The organism is Chthoniobacter flavus Ellin428 (genome assembly GCF_000173075.1).
Classification (GTDB): Bacteria; Verrucomicrobiota; Verrucomicrobiia; order Chthoniobacterales; family Chthoniobacteraceae; genus Chthoniobacter; species Chthoniobacter flavus.
Map to the genome: position 1 here is coordinate 1 of NZ_ABVL01000001.1, position 17,419 is coordinate 17,419.

Consider the following 17,419-nt stretch of genomic DNA (forward strand, 5'->3'; position numbering starts at 1 on the left):
AAAGTTTTCATAAGTGCCCCTCCCAGGAAAGCCGTTGCCGCACGCTATATTCAAGAGGACCTCCACAGCCTCCGCGGCCGGTTCTTGCTCCAGCAAACAATCCCGCGTAGCAGTTTCCGGGTCTTAGGATGACGGGTTTTTTTGGAGCGCTGCGCGCGTTTCTACCGGGCGCTCACCATGACATCCGTCTCCCTAACTCCCGAGACCGCGTTCAGGCCCTCGCCAGCGCCATCGGGTGCGCGCAAAGGGCCAATTCCCGCCCAATACCGGCCACGAAGAAGCGCCATTTGGCCGGGCGACGGACGATGCAGAGGAGGTGGCAGCAGATCCGAGTGAGGCTGGCATTCATACCTCTGTTCTTGTCAAAGCCGCCCTGGCTGTGACGCCCCGCGGGCAAAAATCTTAATTTTTAATCTTTGATCCTTAATCCTTGATCCCCTCTGCCGCGTTGGCCCGGGATCAGTGATTAAAAATTAAGGAATAAGATTAAGGATTAAGAGCCGTGCGCCTCGCGCCCCCGATACGCAAATTGACGTCCGCCCTACCGATGCCTCAGCGTAGGGTGCAATGTCTTCCCATCTCACCCCCGAACACCTGCGCCTCGAGGAGGACGCGTCGCGCAAGAAGAACTGGAAACGCTGGGGCCCGTACCTCACCGAACGCCAGTGGGGCACGGTGCGGGAGGATTATTCGGCCAATGGCGACGCCTGGACCTACTTCCCTCACGAGCACGCCCGCAGCCGGGCTTATCGTTGGGGCGAGGATGGCCTGCTCGGCATCAGCGATCGCGAAGGCCGGCTCTGCTTCGCCCTCGCGCTGTGGAATGAGCGCGACCCGATTTTGAAAGAGCGCCTCTTCGGCCTCACCAACCCGCAGGGCAATCACGGCGAAGACCCGAAGGAAGTCTGGCACTACCTCGATTCCACACCCACGCATTCCTACATGCGGGCGCTCTACAAATACCCGCAAGCGGCGTTTCCTTACGAACGGCTCATCGAGGAAAACGCCCGGCGCTCGCGGGAGGAACGCGAGTTCGAACTCGAGGACACCGGCGTCTTCGACGAGTCGCGTTACTTCGATGTCATCGCCGAATACGCGAAGATCGATCCCGACGACATCCTCATCCGCATCACCGTGGCCAATCGCGGGCCCGACGCCGCACCGATCCATGTGCTGCCCACCGTATGGTTTCGCAACACCTGGCTGTGGGGCTGCAAACACGAGGGCTGCACGCTCAAGCCGCGCATCTCCAAGCTCGACGACCATCTGCTCACCCTGCAGCACGAATCGCTGCATTCGTTCCGCTTCGCCGCCGAGACCATCGCGCCATGGCTCTTCACGGAGAATGAGTCGAATAACGAGAAGCTCTTCGGCTCGCCGAATCTCTCGCCCTATGTGAAGGACGCCTTTCACGAAGCGGTCGTGCACGGCAAGGCCGATACGGTGAACCCGCGCGAATTCGGCACCAAGGCCGCCGCGCATTACCGGTTGATGATTCCCGCGGGTGGCGAAGTCGTGCTGCGTTTCCGCCTCGCCGCGGCGCACGCTTGTCCCACGGTGCCCTTTGGCGATTTCGAAGAAACCTTTGCCACACGCCGCGCGGAGGCCGATGCCTTCTACGATGTGAAATGCTCGCGGGCTCTCGGCCCTGAGCAGCGCCGGGTGATGCGCCAGGCTTACGCCCAGCCTCCTGTGGTCGAAGCAATTCTACCACTACGTCGTGAAGGACTGGCTGGCTGGTGACCCAAACATGCCGCCTCCGCCGCCGGAGCGAAAACTCGGGCGCAACCGCGACTGGGGCCATCTCTTCAACGCCGATATCATCTCCATGCCCGACAAGTGGGAGTATCCCTGGTACGCGGCGTGGGACCTGGCGTTTCACATGATCCCCATGGCGCGGATCGATCCGCACTTCGCCAAGCAGCAGCTCCTGCTCTTCCTGCGCGAATGGTACATGCACCCGAGCGGTGCGCTGCCCGCCTACGAGTGGAATCTGCGCGACGTCAATCCGCCGGTGCACGCCTGGGCCTGCTGGCGCGTTTACAAGATCAGCGGCGCGGCAGGGCAGCGCGACACCCATTTTCTCGAGCGCGCGTTTCAAAAGCTGCTCATCAATTTCACCTGGTGGGTGAATCGCAAGGACGTGCAGGGCAAACACATCTTCGCCGGCGGCTTCCTCGGCCTCGATAACATCGGGCTCTTCGATCGCTCGAAGCCGTTGCCCAGCGGACAGTCGCTGGCCCAGGCGGATGGCACGGCGTGGATGGCCTTTTACTGCGGCACCATGCTTTCTATCGCGCTGGAGCTCGCGCGCACGAATCCCAGCTACGAGGACATCGCCTCGAAATTCCTCGAGCACATGGTGGAGATCATCGACGCGATGAACGACGTGGGCGATGGCGGCCTGTGGGACGAGACGGATGGTTTTTACTACGACCAGTTGCTCATTGAAGGCCGGCACACCGTGCCGCTGCGCGTGCGTTCACTCGTCGGTCTCCTGCCGCTCCTCGCCGTGGAAATTCTCGAGCAGGACGTGATCGACCAGTTGCCCGGTTTCTCCAAGCGGCTGAAGTGGTTTGTGAAGTACCGCTTCGATCTCGCGCAGAATATTTCCTATCGCAAGATTCACACCCAGGATGGCACGACCGTGCGGCGTCTACTGGCCATTCCCACGCGGGCGCAACTGGAGCGCGTGCTCAAGTATGTGCTCGATGAAAATGAATTCCTCTCGCCGCACGGCATCCGCTCGCTCTCGCGCGCTTATTATCACAAGCCTTATCAGCTAAAGTTCGACGACTCAGAATACTGCATCGACTACGAGCCGGCGGAATCGCGCACGGGCATGTTTGGCGGCAACTCGAACTGGCGCGGCCCCATCTGGATGCCGATGAACTATCTGCTCATCGAAGCGCTGGAACGGTATCACCATTACTGGGGTGATGATTTCCAGGTCGAGTTTCCCACCGGTTCGGGTAACTTGATGAACTTGAACCAGATCGCCCATGAAATCGCGCGCCGCCTGACGCACCTCTTCCTGCCGGATGCCCACGGCGGCCGGCCGTGCAACGGCGGCGATCCGCGCTATGCCGGCGATCCGCACTGGAAGGACCTGGTGCTCTTCCACGAGCATTTCTGCGGCGAGTCCGGGCGGGGCCTCGGCGCGCCGCACCAGACGGGTTGGACGGCTTTGATTACCCGCTGCCTGAACATGGTGGCCCGCGACCGGGAGGAGGCGCCGAGTCAGCCATGACGCGCTGGATTTTTCCGCAACCGATCGACTCCAGTGAGGTGAAGCGTTTCGCCGGTGAACTCGGCGTGGCGCGCTTCGCCGCCGAACTGCTCATGCGGCGCGGCCTGTCGAGCGCCATGGATGCGGAGCATTTCCTGGCGCCACGGTTGAAGTCGCTGCGCGATCCTTTTCTGCTGCCGAACATGGGTCTCGCCGCGGAGCGCATCCTCACGGCGATCGACCGGCGCGAGCGCATCGTGCTCTACGGCGACTACGATGTGGATGGCGTCACTTCGCTCGCCCTGCTCACGCGCGTGTTGCGAGCGATGGGCGCGGAACCGGCTTGTTTCCTGCCTTCGCGGGCCGATGAAGGTTACGGTTTGAGTCCGGATGGCGTGGCGCGCTGCGTCAGCGAGCATGATCCGCAACTCGTCATCGCCGTGGACTGCGGCACGTCCTCGGTCGCGGAGATCGCGGCCCTGCGCGCGCAAGGGGTGGACGTCATCGTGTGCGATCACCATGAGTGCAAGGACGCCCTGCCCGATTGTGTGGCGCTGGTGAACCCGAAGCTGGGCGACGATTTTCATTATCTGTGCAGCGTGGGCATCGCCTTCAAGGTCGCGCACGCGTTGCTCAAGCTGCGCAAGGCGAATGACTTCGATCTGCGCGAATGTCTCGATCTCGTGGCCCTGGGCAGCGTGGCCGATCTCGTGCCGCTGCGCAGCGAGAACCGGATCTTTGTCCGGAACGGCTTGCTCCAGCTCGCACAATCGAAGTGGGTCGGCCTGCGCGCGCTCGTGGAGGTGAGCGGACTGTCCGCGCCGTTCAGTCCAGGCAATATCGGCTTCGGACTCGGGCCGCGCTTGAATGCCGCCCGGACGCCTCGGGACCGCGCAAGATGCACTGGAGCTCTTGCTCACCGAGGATGCCGGTCGCGCACGCACGCTTGGCCGCGACGCTCGATGCGCAGAATCGCGAGCGGCGGTCCGGTGGAGGAAGGCGGTGTATCAGCAGGCCGAAGCGCAGCTCATGGAATTGTTCGACGCCGCGCGTGACGCGGCCATCGTCGTGGGCGCCGCAGGGTGGCATCCGGGGGTCGTCGGGATCGTGGCCTCGCGATTGCAAAAGCGGCATCATCGCCCCACGTTCGTCGTCGGCTTCGACGGAGCGGGCATAGGCAAGGGCAGCGGACGGAGCATCGAAGGGCTTTCGTTGGTCGCGGCCCTGGGACGTTGTTCCGACTTTCTGGAAAAGCACGGCGGCCACGAAATGGCCGCGGGCCTGACGGTGCGCGAAGGCCATTTTGCGGAGTTTCGTCAGGCCTTCTGCGCCTGCGCGCGGGAGATTCTCACCGACGAGCAACTCCAGCCGCGCCTGCGCGTGGACGCCGAGCTCACGCTGGGCGAGATCGACTACGAATTGCTCGATCAGCACGAGTCGCTGCAACCCTTCGGCATGGGCAATCCGCACCCGCTCTTCGCCGCGCGCGGCGTGACCCTGGCCGGCGAACCGCGCGTGATGAAAGAGAAACATCTCTCGCTCATCCTGCGCCAGAACGGCGACGAGTACCGCGCGGTGTGGTTCAACTCCGCCGCGCAGGAACTCCCGCGCCTGCCGTGGGACGTCGCCTTCCAAATCGAGCGCAACGAATGGCAGGGCACCGTGTCGCCGCAGATCCACGTTCGGGCCGTCCGGCGCTCGGAGTAGAACATTTCCGAATCGGAGCCGGGGCTTTTGTGACACAAAGTACCATTGGCCAACCCCTAACACATGGGGTATGGTCTGCGCCCTTTGCCAAAATCACATGAAGACGTCGGAGCTCATTTACCTCGATAACAACGCGACCACGCGTGTGGACCCGGCGGTCGTCGACGAAATGCTGCCCTACCTCACCGAGCTCTATGGCAACCCCTCCAGCGGCTACCGTTTCGGCCAGCAGGTGGGCAAGGCGCTGGACAAGGCGCGCGAACGCGTGGCGCACCTCATCGGCTGCGAACCGGGCGAAGTCATCTTTACGAGCTGCGGCACGGAATCGACCAATGCAGCGATCAATTCCGCGTTGCTCATGGACCGCGACCGGCAGCACATCGTGACCACCCGGGTGGAGCATAGCGCGACGCTCAAGCATTGCGAAACGCTGGCCAAGCAGGGCCACGAAGTGACCTGGCTGGGCGTCGACGAAAAGGGGCAGATCGACCTGCACGAATTGGAAAAGGCCATCCGCCCGGACACCGCGATCGTCACGGTCATGTGGGCGAACAACGAGACCGGCGTCCTCTTCCCGATCCACGAGATCGCCGAGATCGTCCGCAAGAAGCACGTGCTCTTCCACACCGATGCGGTGCAGGCCGTGGGCAAGATCCCGCTGAATCTCGCGGAATCGAAGATCAATTTCCTCTCCCTCTCCGGACACAAGCTGCACTGTCCGAAAGGCGTGGGCGTGCTCTATGTGAACAAGCGGACGAAATTCGCGCCGTATCTCATCGGCGGCGGCCAGGAGAACGGCAAACGTGCCGGCACGCAGAACGTGCCCAGCATCGTGGCGCTGGGCAAGGCGTGTGAAGTCGCCGGGCACAACCTGCATCACGAGAAGACGGTCGTGCGGAAGTTGCGCGACGAATTCGAGAAGGGCGTGCTCACGCAGATCGAAGGCGCGCACGTGAATGGCGACACCGAGCACCGCTTGCCGAATACGTCGAATCTCGCCTTTGAAGGCATCGACAGCGAAGGCGCGCTCATGCTCCTCGACCAAAATCATATTTGTTGTTCCAGCGGTTCGGCCTGCACCACGGGTTCCGTGCACGCCTCGCATGTGCTCAAGGCCATGGGCTTGAGCGACGAACGCGCCCGGGCGAGCCTGCGATTCTCCTTCAGCCGCTTTAATACGCACGCCGAGGTGGAAAAGGCGCTGGAGATCATGCCGAAGGTGATCGGCAAGCTGCGGCGGATCGCGATGGCGGCGTAGGACGGGGATTCGAGGCGTCGCACCCCCTTTGACACCGTCTTGAAATTCGAGTAGGAATTCCTTCGATGTCCCTAACGCAACTCAAAGACGAGGCGGCCCATCTTCCGCTGGCGGAGCAACGTGAGTTGATCGCCTTTCTCGTCGCGCGCCAAACCGAACAGGACGAAGAATTTCGGCGGGAATTGGCTCGGAAAATCGACGACGTCGACCCTACACACTGGGTTGAGTTGGACGATCTGCAAAAGCGTTATTCGGAATAGCGCGGCCCTGTGAAATATCGGCTTCTAGTGGACTTGGAGGCGATCGCCGTCCTCGATGCGATTCCCAAGAAAAAGCGCGCACTGTTGCTCGAACGCTTTGTCAGTCTGCGCTCGTCGCCAGATCAATATGCTGATGATCACGAGCGCGATATTTCGGGGCGCCGCATCGAGATTCACATCTACGCAGGATACGCCATTCACTACTGGATCGATTTCGCCGATCGGCACGTGAAGATTCTGACTCTGAAAGTCGCCCAATAAACCTGATTGAAACTGCTCGCGATAGTCCTCATCGCCTGTTGGATGGCGGTGCCGGCTCCAGCCGCGGAAATTCATGTCTTCGTCGCGCTGGCGGACAACGCCACGCAAGGCATCGTGCCCGTGCCAGCAAAGATCGGGAATGGCGACGATGCCGAACACAATCTCTACTGGGGTCGCGATTCCAGGTGCTAACCAGCAGCGAACCCGTCGACCATTGCCCATTGGTCGCCTACATCGGACACGATGGTCTGATGGATTTTTCGCTGCCCGCGGAAGCGACAGCCCAGCGTGGCCTCGGCCGGCAGGCCATCGTCTTGTGCTGCATCAGCGAGCGCTATTTCGGCCCTCACTTATCGGCCGCCGGAGCAACTCCGTTGCTCACCACCACGCAACTCATGTATCCCGGCGGTTTCATTCTGCGAGACGCCCTCGCCGGCTGGACTCGTGGAGAATCGCCCGTGCAGATCCGTCAGCGGGCCGCGGCGGCCTACGCGCGCAATCAAGGCATCTCGGTCAAGGCGGCCTCCGGTGTATTCGCCGCGCCAGCGAAGTAGTGGTTACCCTACTCGACCGCGCGCGGTTCGCGGCGGCGGCGGCGCTCCATGGCTAGCGAGAAAGCCACGCGCTTTTCTTGAAGCTGCTCGCGGAGCCTGGCAAGGGAGGTGGCAGCAGCGGCCTTGTCGGTCCTGTGCAGCCGATCTTCCTCTCCGGCATTCTCCGATCGCGTGATCGCCTCTTCCAATTCTCCAATCTCCTTCAACATCTGCACCTCGGGCGGAATGACGTTGGCATTCTTCAGCAGCATGGAGCCGGCGCGCTCAGCGGCGGGCAGGGCGAAGTATTCCGCAAGATCCAGCGGCTGGCCTTTCCCCGGCAGATTCTCGAACTCGCCACTGGCGATGGCTTCCTCGATGCGGTTCTCAGCGAGTTTTGTCCAATTCACGCCGCCGGTTCTTTCGGCAGGGGAAAGACCCACTTGTGATAGAGGAAAAACTTCAGCCCACTGAGGAAGAACTGCGTGGCCACGATATCGAGATCGAGGGGGAATCGGCCGAGACTCAAAGCCAGATGAAAATTGTGATCCTTGAGAAAGCCCAGCGTCACCGAGGAAAGCAGCCACATGCAGCAAACCGCCAGGATGTAGCGGGGCAGGGCATCGCGTTTCCGCGAGTCGGTGCGGAAGTTCACGAAGTAATTCCACAGGAAAAAGAAGGTGGCGCTCACGGCCATGCTGCAGCCCGCGATTTCCATGTTGGGCAGCCCGGTATGCGCCTTCAGCCACTTGAACGGGATCAGGATCAGCAGGTAATTCACCCCTGCCCCCGCGAGGAACCAGAAGAAGCGCATGCGCAGGGCCTGCCGGTTCGGCTGCGGGGCGGAAGCGAAATTCTCTGCCATTAAGGCGTTTGGGATGGATTCGTCGGACATTTCGGCCATTCGGGCTGTGATCTTCGCCGCGAATTGGCCCGGAGTCAAAAAGCTATGCTATAACCTCGCTCGCCTTCTTCCGTCGCCAATCGACGAATTGCTCATTGCGCGCGACTATCGGCGCGACGAAAAGGTTTCCCGACACATGATTTCTTCTCCCGCATCCCAGCCGCGTCGCGTTGCCGTCACGGCCATCGGTGTCGTCAGCCCACTGGGACTCGGCTGCGAGGAAACGAGCAAAGCCTTGCGCGCGGGGCATGATGGCGTGGCGCCGGTCACCGCTTTCGACGTGTCCAAAACGCGCTGCAAGACCGCGGGGCTGGTGGATTTGGCGAAGCTGAAGGCAGGTGCCGGTTTGAAAAGGCATCGGCGTGAGCACCTGCATCATCCGGCCAGTCTCATGATGATGGCCGCGGCGAATGAGGTGCGGCGGGGCGATGGCGCCTTTGATCCCGAGCTGCTGGTCATCGGCACGACCAGTGGCGGGATGAGTTTCGGCGAGGCGTTTTACCGTGCGCAGGTGCAAAAAAAACATCCGCACGAACGGGCGGCGTGGCTGGCGAACTATCTGCCGCAAAAGCCGGTGCTCGATGCCGAGGATGCCTGGCCCTGTGCGGCGCCGAGCCAGATCATCGCCAACGCCTGTGCCTCCGGCACGAATGCGGTGGGGCATGCTTTCCGCTTGGTTCGCGCGGGGCACTATCAGCGGGTGCTCTGCGGCGGTTACGATGCGATTTCCGAGATGGTCTTCGTGGGCTTCGATTCGCTGCAGGCTTCGACCGCGGAAAAGATTCGCCCGTTCGACAAGAGCCGCACGGGCCTGGTGCTCGGCGAAGGCGCAGCCCTGCTCGCACTCGAGGAATTGGAGAGCGCGCGGCGGCGCGGAGCACCGATTCTCGCGGAAGTCACCGGCTACGGCATTTCGACGGATAACCATCACCTCACGCAACCGCACCCGAGCGGGGTCGGCCCGCGGCAGGCCATGGAGCGCGCGCTGGCGGATGCGCATCGTGCGGCCGACGAAATCGACTACATCAATGCCCACGGCACAGCGACCATCTTCAACGACGCCACGGAAGGAACGGCCATCGCGGAGCTTTTCGGCAATCGCGTGCCGGTGAGCTCGACCAAGTCGATGATGGGCCACTCGCTCGGTGCCGCGGGAGCGATCGAGGCGGTGTTTTCCGTGCTCGCCATTCAGCGGCAATTCCTGCCGCCGAATATCCATTTCCAGGAGATCGATCCGGCGTGGCGGCTGAACATCGTGGCCAACGAAGCGCGCGACGCGCAGGTGCGTCGCGTGATCTCGAATTCCTTCGGCTTCGGCGGCACGAACGCTTCCATCGTCCTCGAGGAGGCTGCGGCATGAAGACCGGCGCGCGCATTGCCGGATTGGGCTGGGTGACACCGCTCGGCGCGAGTCTCGACGAAGTGTGGGACCGTCTCGGTCGCGGCGATGTCGCCGAGGCAAAGATCGTCACGAATCCGGAGACCGGTCGGGAGCATATCTACGCGCCGGTGCCGTTGAAAACGGTCGATGCGCTGGCCCGCAATCCGCGGCTGCGACGATCGAGTGCGATTTCCTATTTCGCCGTGGCGGCGGGATTGGCGGCACTGCAAAACGCCGGCATCACACTCACCCCGGAATCCGCCGCGCGCACCGCGATCGTCTTCGCCATTTCCAGCGGCGGCGTGGTCTACACGCGCAAGTTTTACGAGCAGATCGTGAAGCAGGGCGCGAACGTGGCCAGCCCACTGCTTTTTCCGGAAACGGTTTACAATGCGCCCGCGAGTCACCTTGCCGCGCAGCTCGGAATCGACGGCGCAAGCTATACGCTCGTGGGCGATGGCACGGTGGGACTGGGGGCGCTGAAATTTGCCGAGCAAATATTGGCGACGGACGATCTGGATCGCGTGGTGGTCGTGGGGAGTGAGGAGTGCGATTGGATTTTGTGCGAGGCGTATCGCGAATGGCGGATGGCCCGCCGGGTGGGCAGCACGCGCGGGGCGTTGCTGGCCGAAGGCGCCGCGGCGGTGGTCCTGGCGCGCGAGGGCAAAGTCGATTTGCAGGTGCACGAGGGTGCGCCGGTTTTTCGGAAACGCGAAGGGGAGGCCGCGCTCTCGCGGATTTACGCGGATTTGTTGTCCGGCAACGGCGCCGATGCCGTGATCGGCTGCGCGAATGGGACGTTCGTCGATGCGATCGAGCAGCGGGCCTTGGGGCGGCATGCTATGGGCGCGACGGTCTATTTGCCGAAGCGATCATGGGGAGAGAGCTTTGGAGCGAGCGCGCTGTTGCAGACGGTCGTCGCGGCGCTAACGCTGGAGCATGGGCTCCTGCCGGGAATGGCGCCGGAAACCGTGAAAATCGAATCGGTGTTGGTCTCCGCGCTGGGCTTTAATCAGCAGGCCGGCGGGGCGGTGTTGAGGCGCGCGAATTCAGTGTAACAACGCAACGGAAGGATGCGCTCCTGCGCGTTCCCATCTTTGGCCGGCGGAGAAATATTGGGGACCGCGCGGGAGCGCATCCCCTCCCCGGACTATTTCCGCGGCGGCACGACGAGGATCGGCACGTGGGCTTTGTGCCGCACTTCGTCGATCGTGCTGCCGTGGATGATATCCCCCACGAGGCGATGTCCGTGCGAGGCGAGCGCGATGAGGTCGCAATGCTCTTGTTCGGCCACTTGGAGGATTTGCGTGGGTGGATTGCCCAGCGCGAGGCGCGTTTCGATTTTCAGGCCCGATTCTCCACGCAGCCTCGCAGCCGTTTCCTCGAGATAGGTCCAGTCTTCGCGCATCTCCTCGGACTCCGCGAGATTGAGCTGCTCGAAATTGCGCGCCACCCAGCCGTCGGCGACGTGCAGGAGCAGCAACTCGCTTTTCGCCAGCGCGGCGAATTGCACGATGTGCGGCAGCAATTCCCGATCGGCTACCGTGTTATCGAGGGCGACGAGGATTTTGCGATACATGACGCGAGAGGGTTACGTGGGAATCGGCCAGCCGAGCGAACCATACACTGCCTTGAGCACGGAGTCCGGCGCGAAGGTATTGAAGAGCAAAATGAGGTTGAGGACGATGATGATCGCCGTGGTGCTCCAGCCGAGGAGGCGGATCCACAAGGCATTCGCAAAGGGTCCCATCTTCGTCTTTTCGTTGGTGAAACGCATGAGCGGCCAGACCGCGAAACCGAGCTGCATGCTGAGCACCACCTGACTGATGAGGAGCAACTCCGTCGCTTTGCTTTCGCCCCAAATGCCGATGACGACGACCGCCGGAACGATCGCCAGCGCCCGAGTGATCAAGCGCCGCAACCATGGCCGCAACCGGATACTGATGAAACCTTCCATGACGATCTGGCCGGCCAGAGTGCCGGTGAGCGTGGAATTTTGTCCCGAGGCGAGCAGCGCCACGGCAAAAATCACGCTGGCCAGACCCACGCCAAGCAGCGGGCTGAGCAGCTTGAACGCATCCCGGATTTCCGCCACGTCCTGGTGGCCAGACCAGTGAAAGGCCGCAGCCGCGAGGATGAGAATGGCCGCATTGATAAAGAGCGCGAACATGAGCGCGGTGGTCGAATCGATGGTGGCAAACTTGATCGCCTCGCGCTTGCCCTCCGGTGTCTGCGCATACTTGCGCGTTTGGACGATGGAGGAGTGCAGGTAGAGATTGTGCGGCATGACCGTCGCGCCGAGGATGCTGATCGACACGTAAAGCATCGAAGGATCGGTGATAATGTTCGCGCGGGGAATGAAACCGAGGGCGACGCCGGCGAGGCTGGGCCTGGAGAAAATGAGCTCCGCGGCAAAGCAGGTGCCGATGGTGGCGATGAGCGTGATGACGAGGGCCTCGAGATAGCGGAAGCCCTTGTTTTGCAAGTAGAGCACCGCAAGCACATCGAGCGCGGTAATGATACAGCCCCAGGTGAGCGGGATGCCAAAGAGCAGTTGCAGGGCGATCGCCGAGCCGATGACTTCAGCGAGATCACAAGCGGCGATGGCGATCTCGCAGAGAACCCACAGGAACCAGACCGTGGGCTTCGAATAGTGGTCGCGACAGGCCTGGGCGAGATCGCGTCCGGTGACGATGCCCAGCTTGATGCACAAGTGCTGGAGCAGGATCGCCATGAGGTTCGAAATCATGATGACCGACAGCAGCGCGTAGCCAAATTTTGCCCCACCCACGAGGTCGGTGGCCCAATTGCCCGGGTCCATGTAGCCCACGGCCACGAGAAAACCGGGCCCGGAAAAGGCCAGCAGTTTGCGCCAGAACGAGGCATTGGCCGGCACCACCACGCTGCGATGCACCTCCGGCAACGAGGCCTGCCCCGCTACCTGGCGCCAGCCGGCGGTGGATTCGGGGGGGACGGTGCGATGGGCGTTGCTCATGAAGCGAAAACGACGGGCCAGCGAATCGCCCGCGCTTCGGGGAGATGTTTCTCGCGGTTCAAAAAGTTAGCCATGGCTAAATTAGTTGTCCCGATCTACGATTGTGTCAATGGTCGAATTCTTCGTTTTCTTGACGTCGCTTTTTTAGCCCCTAGCGTTTCTTGCTCATGCCTGCTCCTACCTCCATCCGCCTGCCGGCCCGCAGCTCTGCGGCGGTCGAGGATTACCTCGAGCGCATCCTCGAGCTCATCAACACCAAGGGCTATGCCCGCGTGGTGGATATCGCCCAGAGCCTCAAAATCTCCCAGGCGAGCGTGACGAATATGGTGCAGCGCCTCGACGCCGAGGGGCTGCTGAAGTACGAGAAATATCGCGGCCTGGCGCTGACCACCGCCGGCGAGGCGCTGGCCCGCAACATCACCCGCCGGCACCAGTTGCTCACCGATTTTCTCAAACTCCTTGGCCTCGACGACGACGTCATTTATCACGATGTCGAAGGTATGGAACATCACATCAGCCCGCCCACGGTGCGCGCCATCGAAGCGCTCACCGAGCAGTTGCAGCGGCATCCCGCCCTGCTCGTGAAAGTGCGCAAGGATATCGATGAAAATTGAAAAAACAGCTTTTGGCGGATGGACGAACTGCCTCCGCATCGCCAACGATCACGCCGAATTGGTGATCACGCTCGACGTCGGCCCGCGCGTCATTTCCTACCAGCATCTGCCGGCGGGGAAGAACGTGCTGAAGACCAACGCGGACGAACTCGGCAAGAGTGGCGAAGACGTCTACATCGCCCGGGGCGGGCATCGTCTCTGGCTCGCGCCGGAAAATGAGCGCACTTATTTTCCGGACAATTCGCCCGTGACTCACGAGCTGCTGCCCGATGGCGTGCGGCTGGAGAATGCGCCGGCGGCGCCGTGGCACATCAAGAAGACGCTGACCGTGACGCTGTCGGAGCATTCACCGGAGGTGAAGATCGAGCATCGCGCCACGAATACGGGCACTGCGCCGGCGACGCTGGCCACCTGGGGGCGTCACCACGATGGAAGCCGGCGGACTGGAAATCATCCCACGGCCACCGATGGCTCATCACACACGCAACACGCCGCCGGATCGCCTGGCAGGTGCTGTGGCCTTACACCCGACACCGCGGATGAACGCTGGCGGTGGGGGCGTGAGTTCATCACCCTGCGGCAGACGGCGCACAGCTCGCCGACGAAGCTCGGGCTGCAGCATCGCATGAAGTGGATCGGCTATTTCACGCGCAGCACACTCTTCGTGAAGCTCGTCGAGTTCGACGAAAGCGCGACGTATCCCGACTACGGCTGCAATTTCGAAACTTTCAGCAACGCCACCGGACTCCAGATCGAGACCCTGAGCCCTCTGCGCACCCTCGCCCCGGGTGAATCCGTGGGGCACAGCGAATCGTGGCACCTCTTTGGCAACATTCCCGAGCCCCATTCCTTGAAAGAGGACGCACTCTCCGATTGGATCCAGCCGTTCCTCGGCCGGCTCGGCCTGCATTGAAAATTTCATCCATGACACTCCGGCGTTTCCTCGCACTCAACCTCCTCTTCACCACCCTCCTTTTCTCCGGCTGCGCCACAGCCGACCCGAATACCCAAAGCCGCACGGCGATGCTGGGCGAGATCAAGCAGGAGCCGCTGGGCAACTACTACATCGGCCGCCGTTACTACAAGGTGGACTACAAATTCTGGGGGTACATCCGCAAGCCGGGCGAATCGTGGGCGAATGCCAAGATGGTCATGCTCAACGAGCAAGGGAAGCTCGCGCCCGACCGCGAACTCGGCAAGATCGGCAGCGACAACGGCTACGAGTACAAGCTCTACGGCGATTTTCACCGGCGAGACCGTCTACGAGCCCGCGAGCAATGGCTTCTATCCTGAGTTCAAGCTCCGGGGCTACGAACTGAAGAACGTCTCGCCGGCACCGATCTTCAAGGAACAGGGCGCGCTCGATCCGCAGCGGCGGATCATCGCCAAGCCGTACTGAGCTGAGACTATCGCAAGGTACGCTCCTGCCTTGCCTACGGAAACGCGGTGGGTTGTCATGGAAAACTCCTCATGTCACCCCGCCCACCCGAACTTCCTGCGATTTCTGAACAGGATCTCGAGAAGTCGATGCGGAAGAACGTCATCGCGGGCTGCCTTGGCACCGTTTGGTTGGTGGCGGTCTACGGCCTGCCCACGCCGCTGCTCATGCAGGCGATTCATGCGACCGGGTTTCAGCTTGGGCTCATGGGAGCGATCCGGCAGGCGGCGATGTTCATGCAATTGCCGTCGGCCTTTTTTGTGGAGCGGCTGCATCGGCGCAAGCCGTTCTGGGGAAGTGTGGCGGCGACGCATCGCGCGCTCTGGTTTGTCCCCGCGTTTCTGCCCCTGCTCTGGCCGTCCGGCGAAGCGCACTGGGCAGTGGTGTTGATCATCGCACTCGGCCTCAGCGATTGCCTCGGGAACGCCAGCCAGGCGCCGTGGCTGAGCTGGATGGCGGATTTGCTGCCAGCGAGTCGGGCCGGCCGCTTCTGGGGTAGCCGCCAGCGCCTGCTTTCCAGTGTCGTGTTCCTCGCCGCGTTTGTCTACGGCTGGATCCTCGACAAGGGCGAGCATGCCGAAGGCGGTTTGGGTGGCTTCACGATCGTGTTTGCCATCGCGGCGACGTTTGGCATCGGAGACATCGTCGTGCATTCCGGTGTAGCCGAACCCGCACCACACCGCAGTACGCCCGGGCAGTCGCCGTGGAAACGTCTGCTCGCGCCGCTGCGCCGGCGTGATTTCCGACGATTCACCCTCGGGATGGGCGCCTGGACCGCCGCGCTGGCGCTACCGGGTTACTTTTACGGCACGCCCGGGTTTTTCAACGTCGTCTATTTGCACGAGACCTTCGACGCCACTTACTCCGAGGCTACGTGGCTCGTCCTGGCTTCGGCACTGGGTGCGGTCATTTGGTCGCACACGATCGGTCATGGTATCGATCGCTTCGGCGGGCGCACAGTCGCGATGTTTCTCACCTCGGTCGGTCCGTTGTTCACCCTCGGATGGTTCTTTGTCTCACCGCGGCACATTTCGCTGCCGCTCATCGGCCCCGTGCCTCAGCCGGTCTTACTGATGAGCGTGGCTTCACTGATCATCGGCGGATTCTACGCCGGCATGCAGCTCTGCCAGTATCGCCTGGCGCAAGCGCTCACCCCGAATACCGGCCGCACCGTGGCCATGGCCGTGCATTGGTCCATCGCGGGAACGATCGGCTCAATTGGCGCGCTCACCGGCGGCTGGATCAAGGATCACATGCCCGTGGCGTGGACGACATGGACCGTCCCCGGCGGTGCGCATTTCTCCTATTTCCACGTGCTGATTTTGCTCCAGATTTTCCTCGCGTGGTGCGTGGCGTTGCCGCTCTTCGCCAGCGTGCAGGAAAAGCAACATTCATCGGAGTTGTAGCCCGCAGCAAGGAATGGATATTTGAAATCGTCCAAGCGACGCCTATGCTACACGCATGAGCCTGGCTGAGATTCTCGAAGAAATCCCGCGCCTCACCCGCGAGCAGCGGCAACAGGTCGTCGAAAAGTTCTCGCGCTGGACAGCGACTGGGCTCGATGGCGACGATTCCCTCAGCCCGGAGGAAGAGCGCCTGATCGAATCACGACTTGCCGAGCACGACGGGATCTGCTTCCGCTATCCCTTGGGAAGAGGTGAGGACGCGGCTCATGGCGAAATACGTTCGATGAGTTTTCGGGTGCTGCTCCGCCCCGCTGCGGAGGTCGACATTGCCCAGGCTGCAGCTTGGTACGACGAGCAGCAACCCGGCTTGGGTGGCGAATTCCTCGAGGAAATCGCCCGGATCATTGAGGGGCTTCCTGCGAACCCGTTTCTCACCGCCCGTCGCCATCGAACCCGGAACATTCGCTGGCTTTTCCCAGCTCGTTTCCCTTATCGAGTCGTATACGAAATAACGAACGACGTGATTCTCATCATTTCCGTGATCCACGCCGCGCGCGACGATCGCCAATGGCGGCGAAGATAACGCCGGAAAGGCGCCGCTACTTCAGCGCAGCCCAAATGCGGTGAACATCGTCGTGGTCTTCGATACTCTGGATGAATTCGCCGGCCTCCTGGCGCTGGGCGTCGGTGAGCGTCGGGAATTGTTTCGGGACGTAGCCGAGTTCGCTCGTCACTACCGTCCAGCCATTGCCGGCCAGCCATTTGGAAACGGCGGCGGTGGCGGCGCGGTCGGTGATGAAGCGGCCTCCGGCAACGCCCACGGGGATGTCGTCGTTTTGTTCGTGGGTGAGCGGCTCGACTTCATTGGCGCCGGCTTCGATGGCGGCGCTTTCGAGATCGGTGCTGGGATCCGGGGTGTGAGCTTCGACGAGACCGACGTGGTCGAAGAGAAACTTGTTGCTGCCCGGTGCGCCGAGCTGGCCCTTCTTGAAGAGCACGCGCAATTCGGGCGCGGTGCGGTTGTTGTTGTCGGTGAGCACCTCGACGATGAGCGGCACCTTGTGCGGCGCGTAGCCCTCGAAGACCACGTGATCCATCACCAGCTTTTCGTCGCCGATGCCCGCGCCTTTTTTCGTGGCCCGCTCGATGACGTCACGCGTGACGCTGGCCCGGCGCGCCTTTTCGATGGCGGCAAAGAGCCGGGCGTTACCCTCGGGCTCTGGCCCACCGAGCTTGGCGGCGACCATGATTTCTTTCACGAGCTTGCCGACCATCTGGCCTTTTTTGAGGCCGGCTACTTCACGTTTTGCTTGGAGCCATTGACGACCCATGACGAAGAGAAAAGAGGTTGGATAGTTGGGTTGATTGAAATTGGGGGAGGGAAGCTTGGCCCAGACCGGGGTAGGGGCGCAACGGCGGATTCGCGGAATGAT

General features: G+C 62.0%; 19 protein-coding genes and 1 pseudogene. 15 read left to right on the forward strand and 5 right to left on the reverse strand.

Features of this window, described 5'->3' with window-relative positions; translation table 11 throughout:
- The first annotated feature begins 567 nt into the window (after positions 1-567).
- The 8 genes and pseudogenes from CFE428DRAFT_RS40815 to CFE428DRAFT_RS00040 all read left to right on the forward strand — a co-directional run bounded on the left by CFE428DRAFT_RS40815 (position 568) and on the right by CFE428DRAFT_RS00040 (position 7,269).
- A pseudogene (locus CFE428DRAFT_RS40815) lies at positions 568-3,250 on the forward strand (MGH1-like glycoside hydrolase domain-containing protein).
- Positions 3,247-4,284 carry a single-stranded-DNA-specific exonuclease RecJ gene (locus CFE428DRAFT_RS35175; protein ID WP_006977330.1) on the forward strand — a complete coding sequence of 346 codons (1,038 nt, stop codon included), beginning with the start codon at positions 3,247-3,249 and terminating at the stop codon, positions 4,282-4,284. The pseudogene CFE428DRAFT_RS40815 and the gene CFE428DRAFT_RS35175 overlap by 4 nt, the downstream one beginning before the upstream one ends.
- Positions 4,259-4,936, forward strand: coding sequence for a DHHA1 domain-containing protein (locus CFE428DRAFT_RS35180; RefSeq protein WP_157447387.1), 678 nt, complete (start codon positions 4,259-4,261; stop codon positions 4,934-4,936). The genes CFE428DRAFT_RS35175 and CFE428DRAFT_RS35180 overlap by 26 nt, the downstream gene beginning before the upstream one ends.
- A gap of 97 nt (positions 4,937-5,033) precedes the next feature.
- Positions 5,034-6,194 (forward strand): cysteine desulfurase NifS, encoded by a 1,161-nt coding sequence (gene nifS, locus CFE428DRAFT_RS00020; RefSeq protein ID WP_042724147.1) that lies wholly within the window; start codon positions 5,034-5,036, stop codon positions 6,192-6,194.
- Between the two features lie 65 nt (positions 6,195-6,259).
- On the forward strand, positions 6,260-6,454 hold the full coding sequence (locus CFE428DRAFT_RS00025) for a hypothetical protein (RefSeq protein WP_006977333.1): 195 nt from the start codon (positions 6,260-6,262) through the stop codon (positions 6,452-6,454).
- A 9-nt stretch (positions 6,455-6,463) separates the two neighbouring features.
- Positions 6,464-6,715 (forward strand): hypothetical protein, encoded by a 252-nt coding sequence (locus tag CFE428DRAFT_RS00030; protein WP_006977334.1) that lies wholly within the window; start codon positions 6,464-6,466, stop codon positions 6,713-6,715.
- A 6-nt stretch (positions 6,716-6,721) separates the two neighbouring features.
- Positions 6,722-6,907 carry a hypothetical protein gene (locus CFE428DRAFT_RS36545; RefSeq protein WP_042724149.1) on the forward strand — a complete coding sequence of 62 codons (186 nt, stop codon included), beginning with the start codon at positions 6,722-6,724 and terminating at the stop codon, positions 6,905-6,907.
- Entirely contained in the window at positions 6,901-7,269 is a 369-nt protein-coding gene (locus CFE428DRAFT_RS00040) for a hypothetical protein (RefSeq protein ID WP_006977336.1), read from the forward strand. The genes CFE428DRAFT_RS36545 and CFE428DRAFT_RS00040 overlap by 7 nt, the downstream gene beginning before the upstream one ends.
- 8 nt (positions 7,270-7,277) lie before the next feature.
- Here the strand turns inward: CFE428DRAFT_RS00040 and CFE428DRAFT_RS00045 are convergent, their stop codons facing one another.
- Complete coding sequence (locus CFE428DRAFT_RS00045) at positions 7,278-7,658, reverse strand: DnaJ family domain-containing protein (RefSeq protein ID WP_006977337.1); 381 nt, start codon at positions 7,656-7,658, stop codon at positions 7,278-7,280.
- A complete protein-coding gene (locus CFE428DRAFT_RS00050; protein ID WP_006977338.1) occupies positions 7,655-8,113 on the reverse strand; it encodes a GtrA family protein in 459 nt (152 codons plus the stop codon). Before CFE428DRAFT_RS00050 ends, CFE428DRAFT_RS00045 begins: the two co-directional genes overlap by 4 nt.
- A gap of 175 nt (positions 8,114-8,288) precedes the next feature.
- Here CFE428DRAFT_RS00050 and CFE428DRAFT_RS00055 point away from each other — a divergent pair, with 175 nt between their 5' ends.
- The gene (locus CFE428DRAFT_RS00055; RefSeq protein WP_042724231.1) at positions 8,289-9,512 is read left to right on the forward strand and encodes a beta-ketoacyl-[acyl-carrier-protein] synthase family protein; all 1,224 of its coding nucleotides are present in this window, start codon (positions 8,289-8,291) and stop codon (positions 9,510-9,512) included.
- Positions 9,509-10,591 carry a beta-ketoacyl synthase N-terminal-like domain-containing protein gene (locus CFE428DRAFT_RS00060; RefSeq protein ID WP_006977340.1) on the forward strand — a complete coding sequence of 361 codons (1,083 nt, stop codon included), beginning with the start codon at positions 9,509-9,511 and terminating at the stop codon, positions 10,589-10,591. Before CFE428DRAFT_RS00055 ends, CFE428DRAFT_RS00060 begins: the two co-directional genes overlap by 4 nt.
- Before the next feature lie 92 nt (positions 10,592-10,683).
- On the opposite strand, the gene CFE428DRAFT_RS00065 is transcribed toward CFE428DRAFT_RS00060, so the two are convergent.
- Entirely contained in the window at positions 10,684-11,112 is a 429-nt protein-coding gene (locus CFE428DRAFT_RS00065; protein WP_006977342.1) for a universal stress protein, read from the reverse strand.
- Between the two features lie 12 nt (positions 11,113-11,124).
- The gene (locus CFE428DRAFT_RS00070; protein ID WP_006977343.1) at positions 11,125-12,528 is read right to left on the reverse strand and encodes an Nramp family divalent metal transporter; all 1,404 of its coding nucleotides are present in this window, start codon (positions 12,526-12,528) and stop codon (positions 11,125-11,127) included.
- Between the two features lie 167 nt (positions 12,529-12,695).
- Between CFE428DRAFT_RS00070 and mntR the strand changes: the two genes are divergently transcribed.
- From mntR to CFE428DRAFT_RS00095, 5 genes are all read left to right on the forward strand, one after another.
- Positions 12,696-13,142 (forward strand): transcriptional regulator MntR, encoded by a 447-nt coding sequence (gene mntR, locus CFE428DRAFT_RS00075; protein WP_006977344.1) that lies wholly within the window; start codon positions 12,696-12,698, stop codon positions 13,140-13,142.
- On the forward strand, positions 13,132-14,055 hold the full coding sequence (locus CFE428DRAFT_RS00080; protein WP_006977345.1) for a hypothetical protein: 924 nt from the start codon (positions 13,132-13,134) through the stop codon (positions 14,053-14,055). Before mntR ends, CFE428DRAFT_RS00080 begins: the two co-directional genes overlap by 11 nt.
- Before the next feature lie 11 nt (positions 14,056-14,066).
- On the forward strand, positions 14,067-14,435 hold the full coding sequence (locus tag CFE428DRAFT_RS00085; protein WP_006977346.1) for a hypothetical protein: 369 nt from the start codon (positions 14,067-14,069) through the stop codon (positions 14,433-14,435).
- Between the two features lie 177 nt (positions 14,436-14,612).
- Positions 14,613-15,986, forward strand: a complete 1,374-nt coding sequence (locus CFE428DRAFT_RS00090) for an MFS transporter (protein WP_083804902.1) — start codon at positions 14,613-14,615, stop codon at positions 15,984-15,986.
- A 55-nt stretch (positions 15,987-16,041) separates the two neighbouring features.
- Positions 16,042-16,569, forward strand: a complete 528-nt coding sequence (locus CFE428DRAFT_RS00095; protein WP_006977348.1) for a type II toxin-antitoxin system RelE/ParE family toxin — start codon at positions 16,042-16,044, stop codon at positions 16,567-16,569.
- Positions 16,570-16,585: 16 nt separating this feature from the next.
- Here CFE428DRAFT_RS00095 and CFE428DRAFT_RS00100 read toward each other — a convergent pair whose 3' ends face one another.
- A complete protein-coding gene (locus CFE428DRAFT_RS00100; RefSeq protein WP_042724151.1) occupies positions 16,586-17,317 on the reverse strand; it encodes a YebC/PmpR family DNA-binding transcriptional regulator in 732 nt (243 codons plus the stop codon).
- Between the last annotated feature and the right edge of the window lie 102 nt (positions 17,318-17,419).